Source organism: Microbacterium sp. (assembly GCF_039812165.1).
GTDB lineage: Bacteria > Actinomycetota > Actinomycetes > Actinomycetales > Microbacteriaceae > Microbacterium.
Window position 1 is genome coordinate 1 of sequence record NZ_JBDIAB010000202.1, and the last position, 4,946, is coordinate 4,946.

A 4,946-nucleotide genomic window follows, 5' to 3' on the forward strand; every position below is an offset into this window, starting at 1 on the left:
CTCCCGCCGCGAACTCCGCGGCCGCCACCCCTGCCGGCGCGGCTGTGCTGCCGGCCGATTCCCCACCCGTCGCGCACGCGCGCCGCACGCCCGAGCGGCCCCTGGCCGTCACTGCGACACCGACCTCAGAAGGACGCATCATGACCACGATCCAGACCCTCGACACCCCCGACGGCCCCTTCACGCTGCTCGCCGACGCCGAAGGGCGCGTGCTCTCCAGCGGGTGGACCGACGATCCGGAGCGGATCCTCGGGCGCCTCCGCGCCGCGGATCGCCCGCACGACGTGCGCGCGGGCGAGACCGAGGCCGCGGCCGCGGTCCGTGCCTTCTACGACGGCGACCTCGCCGCGATCGACTCCGTGCCCGTCGTGCAGCACGGCACCGAGCTGCGGCACGCCGGCTGGGCGGCCCTCCGGCGCATCGCGCCGGGGGAGCCGCTCAGCTACACCGAGTTCGCGACCGCGCTCGGCCGGCCGAGCGCGGTGCGCGCCGCGGCCTCGATCTGCGCGCGGAATGCTCCCGCGCTGTTCGTCCCCTGCCATCGGGTGCTGCGCGGCGACGGGTCGCTCGGCGGCTTCGCTTGGGGTGTCGAGGTCAAGCGCGCGCTCCTCGCCCGCGAGGCCGGCGCGCCTCTCTCCTGAACGGGTCCCGCGACCCCGCCTCGGGCGCGTCCGCCTGCCCGGGGCGGACTCGTCCGACGCACAACGGCGGAGTCCGCGGCGGACACACCGTGGACGGATGCCGTAGGCCGGGGTGTCGCGTCGGATCTCCGCCGTTGTGCCCCGGCTTCTGACCGCCGGTGCCGAAGAGGCGGTTGCGCCCGCGCCGCGCCGCACCATATTCTGTAAGGCTGTCGTGTCGCCCCGAGGTGACGTCCGACGCCGAATGCCACTCGAACCCTAGGAGGACGCCATGTTCCAGGCCGTCGTGATCGCGAAGCCCGCCACCACCGCCGTCCTCCTCCCGGGCCGTTCCGGCCGCAGCGCCTGGGCGCGTGGGACGGCAGCCGGCGCCCAGCCGCTGGACACCGGCCGCGTCGCGATCTCGCGCTAGCAGGCCCGTGCCCCGGACGGCATAGACCCGTCCGCTTCCGCGTTCACCCTCCACAGACGCCGGTCCACGACCGCGTCCGCGCCCGCGTCGTCGCGCGCGCGTCGCGACACCGGCATCCGCCCCGCGTTCCACGAGAACCACCGCACGAACCCACAAGGATCATGACCTCTTCCACCGACCACAGCCCCACCGAGGGTGGCGACACCGCACAGCGCCCGACCGCGCAGCTCTCGACCGCGCGAGCGCTGTTCCGGCTGCTGCCGTTCGCGCGCCCGGCGCTGCCGCGCCTGGCGCTCGGCACGGTCAGCGCGCTCGTCGCGAGCCTGCTCGCGCTGTCGATCCCGCTCGTGCTCGAGGCGCTCGTGAGCGGCCCGATCTCCTCCGGCGACCGGCTCCAGCTCGTGTGGGGCGCGCTCGCGGTCCTGGGCCTCGGCCTCCTGGAGGCGGCGATGGTGTGGGCGCGGCGCTGGCTCGTCATGTACCCCTCGACGACCCTCGAGTACACGATGCGGACGACGTTCTACTCGCGCCTGCAGCGGCTGCCGGTCGCCTTCCACGACCGCTGGCAGTCGGGCCAGCTGCTGTCGCGCATGATGCAGGACCTCGGCACGATCCGGCGCTGGTTCGCGTTCGGCCTGGTGCTGCTCGTGGTCAACGTGGTCACGATCGCCGTCGGCAGCGCGCTCCTGTTCCGCTGGCACTGGATGCTCGGGGTCGTCTTCCTCGTGACGAGCCTGCCGCTCTGGTACGCCGGGTACCGCTTCGAGCGCACGTACGGCGCGCTCACGCGCCTCAGCCAGGACCAGGCGGGCGACCTCGCGACGTCCGTGGAGGAGAGCGTCCACGGCATCCGCGTGCTGAAGGCGTTCGGGCGCGGCGGCCACGCTCTGCGGAAGTTCACGCGGCAGGCCGAGACGCTCCGCGCGACCGAGCTGGGCAAGGCCCGTGCGGTCGGCTGGATCTGGTTCTGGCTCGTGCTGCTGCCCGACATCGCGTTCGCGCTGTGTCTGGGCGTCGGCATCCTCCTCACCCAGTGGGGGCAGCTGCAGGTGTCGGAGCTCATCGCGTTCTTCGCGATGGCGACCGTGCTGCGCTGGCCCATGGAGTCGATCGGGTTCCTGTTCTCGTTCCTGCTCGACGCGCGCACCGCGACCGACCGCCTGTACGAGGTGTTCGACGAGGAGAACACGATCGTCGACCCGCCGAGCCCGCGGTCGATCGAGCGCCCCCGCGGCGCGCTCGTGTTCGAGGGCGTGCACTTCCGGTATCAGGATGCCGTCGACTCGGAGCGCGACCTCCTCGACGGCGTCGACCTGGTGCTCGAGCCGGGGGAGACGATGGCGCTCGTCGGTCTCACCGGCAGCGGCAAGACGACGCTCACGACGCTCCCCGCACGGCTGTACGACGTCACAGCGGGCCGTGTGACGCTCGACGGCATCGACGTGCGCGACCTCACGCTGCACGAGCTGCGCACGCACGTGGGCATGGCCTTCGAAGACGCGACGCTGTTCTCCCAGACCGTGCGCGACAACGTCCTGCTCGGGCGCGAGGACCTCCTGCCCGGCAGCCCCGAGGCGGAGGCGGTGCTGCGCGAGGCGCTCGCCGTGGCGCAGGCGGGCTTCGTCGACGACCTGCCCGACGGCGTCGACACCGTCATCGGCGAGGAGGGGCTGAGCCTGTCGGGCGGTCAGCGGCAGCGTCTCGCGCTGGCGCGCGCGGTCGCGGCCCGGCCCAGCGTGCTGGTGCTCGACGACCCGCTGTCGGCGCTCGACGTCGACACCGAGGCGCTCGTCGAGGACGCCCTGCGCGAGGTGCTCGCCGAGACGACGGCGCTCGTCGTCGCCCACCGGCCCTCGACCGTGGCGCTCGCCGACCGCGTCGCGCTGCTGCACGACGGCCGGATCGCCGCAGTGGGCACGCACTCCGAGCTGCTGCGGACGAGCGCCGACTACCGGCACGTGATCTCGAGCCTCGCCGAGGAACGCGATCGAGACAGGGAGAGGAAGGTGACGCTGTGAGCACGTCCGTTCTCGGCACGAGCGGCGAGGACCGCAGCGACTACACGCGCGCGGAGTCGCGGGCGATCCGCCGCCGTTCGCTGCGCCTGCTCGGCTCGCTCGTGGCGGGCCTGCGCGCCCAGCTGGTGCTGGCCGGCGCGGTGCTCGTGGTGTCCACGGCGCTGCGCGTGCTCGGCCCCGCGCTCGTCGCGTACGGCATCGACACCGCGCTCCCGGCCGTCATCGACGAGCTCGACTGGATGCCGACGATCCTCGTCGTGGCGATCTACCTGGTCACGGCGTTCGGCGGCGCCGCGCTCGTCGGCTGGTACGCGGTGATCGCGGCGCGGCTCACGCAGGCGGTCATGCTCGACCTGCGCACGCGCATCTTCCGGCACACGCAGCGGCTGAGCCTCGAGTTCCACGAGTCGTACACGTCGGGCCGCATCATCTCGCGGCAGACGAGCGATCTGGAGTCGATCCGCGAGCTCCTCGACGGCGGGCTCAACGAGCTCGTGTCGGGCGTGCTCTACGGCGGCTTCACGCTGATCGCCCTGATCCTGCTCGACTGGCAGTCCGGGGCGATCCTCGTCGTCATGGCGGTCCCGCTCGCGGGCCTGACCCGCTGGTTCTTCGTCAACGCGCAGCGCGTGTACCGCGAGTCGCGCGTGATCAGCGCGAAGGTCATCGTGACCTTCGTCGAGACGATGACCGGCATCCGGGCCGTCAAGGCGTTCCGCAAGGAGGAGCGCGACGACCGCGAGTTCGGCAAGGAGGCCGCCGACTACCGCGACGTGAACCTGCGCTCGATCCGCCTGTTCGGCACGTTCGACCCCGGCATGATGGCCGTGGCGGCCGTGTCGGTGGCGCTCGTGCTGCTGTGGGGCGGGCTCCGCGTCGCCGACGGGAGCCTCCTGATCGGCACCCTGCTCGCCGCCGTCCTGTACGTGCGGAACTTCTTCTCGCCGCTGCAGGAGGTCGTCTTCTTCCTGAACTCGTACCAGGCGGCGACGGCGGCGCTCGAGAAGGTGTCGGGCGTGCTCGAGGAGCGCCCGTCGGTGCCGGATCCGACCGAGCCGGTCGACCTGCCGCGAGCACGCGGGCACATCGAGTTCCGCGACGTCGAGTTCGGCTACGCGGGCGACCGCACGGTGCTGCCGCGGTTCGAGCTCGACATCCCCGCCGGTCAGACGGTGGCGCTCGTGGGCACGACCGGCGCGGGCAAGTCGACGCTCGCGAAGCTGGTCTCGCGCTTCTACGACCCTTCGCGCGGCCAGGTGGTGCTCGACGGCGTCGACCTCCGGCGCCTGCACCCGAAGGATCTCCGCCGCGCGATCGTCATGGTCACGCAGGAAGCGTACCTGTTCAGCGGCACGGTGGCCGACAACATCGCCCTCGGCAAGCCCGACGCGGCGTTCGACGAGATCCGGGCGGCGGCGCGGGCGGTGGGGGCCGATGCCTTCATCCAGCGCCTCCCGCACGGCTACGACACCGACGTCAACAAGCGCGGCGGGCGCGTATCGGCGGGTCAGCGCCAGCTGATCTCGTTCGCGCGCGCGTTCCTCGCCGACCCGGCGGTGCTGATCCTCGACGAGGCGACGGCATCCCTCGACATCCCGTCGGAGCGGCAGGTGCAGCGGGCGCTGCAGACCCTGCTGGCCGACCGCACCGCGATCATCATCGCGCACCGCCTCTCGACGGTGGCGATCGCCGACCGCGTGCTCGTGATGTCGGGCGGCGAGATCGTCGAGGACGACACCCCCGAGACGCTCATCGCCGGCGACGGCACGTTCGCGAAGCTGCACGCCGCCTGGCGCGAGTCCCTCGTCTGAGCCCCCGCGCTCCCGTCCGGACCGCGAGACGTTCCGGCGCTGCACCGCCCCGCGGTCAGGGGGG

The 4,946-nt window shown here is 72.7% G+C and carries 4 protein-coding genes; all 4 read left to right on the forward strand.

Annotated elements, in window-relative coordinates:
* The first annotated feature begins 137 nt into the window (after nt 1-137).
* On the forward strand, nt 138-641 hold the full coding sequence (locus WML84_RS12790; RefSeq protein ID WP_347346527.1) for a methylated-DNA--[protein]-cysteine S-methyltransferase: 504 nt from the start codon (nt 138-140) through the stop codon (nt 639-641).
* A gap of 271 nt (nt 642-912) precedes the next feature.
* On the forward strand, nt 913-1,053 hold the full coding sequence (locus WML84_RS12795) for a hypothetical protein (RefSeq protein ID WP_347346524.1): 141 nt from the start codon (nt 913-915) through the stop codon (nt 1,051-1,053).
* Between the two features lie 161 nt (nt 1,054-1,214).
* Complete coding sequence (locus tag WML84_RS12800) at nt 1,215-3,071, forward strand: ABC transporter ATP-binding protein (protein WP_347346525.1); 1,857 nt, start codon at nt 1,215-1,217, stop codon at nt 3,069-3,071.
* Nucleotides 3,068-4,882 carry an ABC transporter ATP-binding protein gene (locus tag WML84_RS12805; RefSeq protein ID WP_347346526.1) on the forward strand — a complete coding sequence of 605 codons (1,815 nt, stop codon included), beginning with the start codon at nt 3,068-3,070 and terminating at the stop codon, nt 4,880-4,882. The genes WML84_RS12800 and WML84_RS12805 overlap by 4 nt, the downstream gene beginning before the upstream one ends.
* The last annotated feature ends 64 nt before the right edge of the window (nt 4,883-4,946 follow it).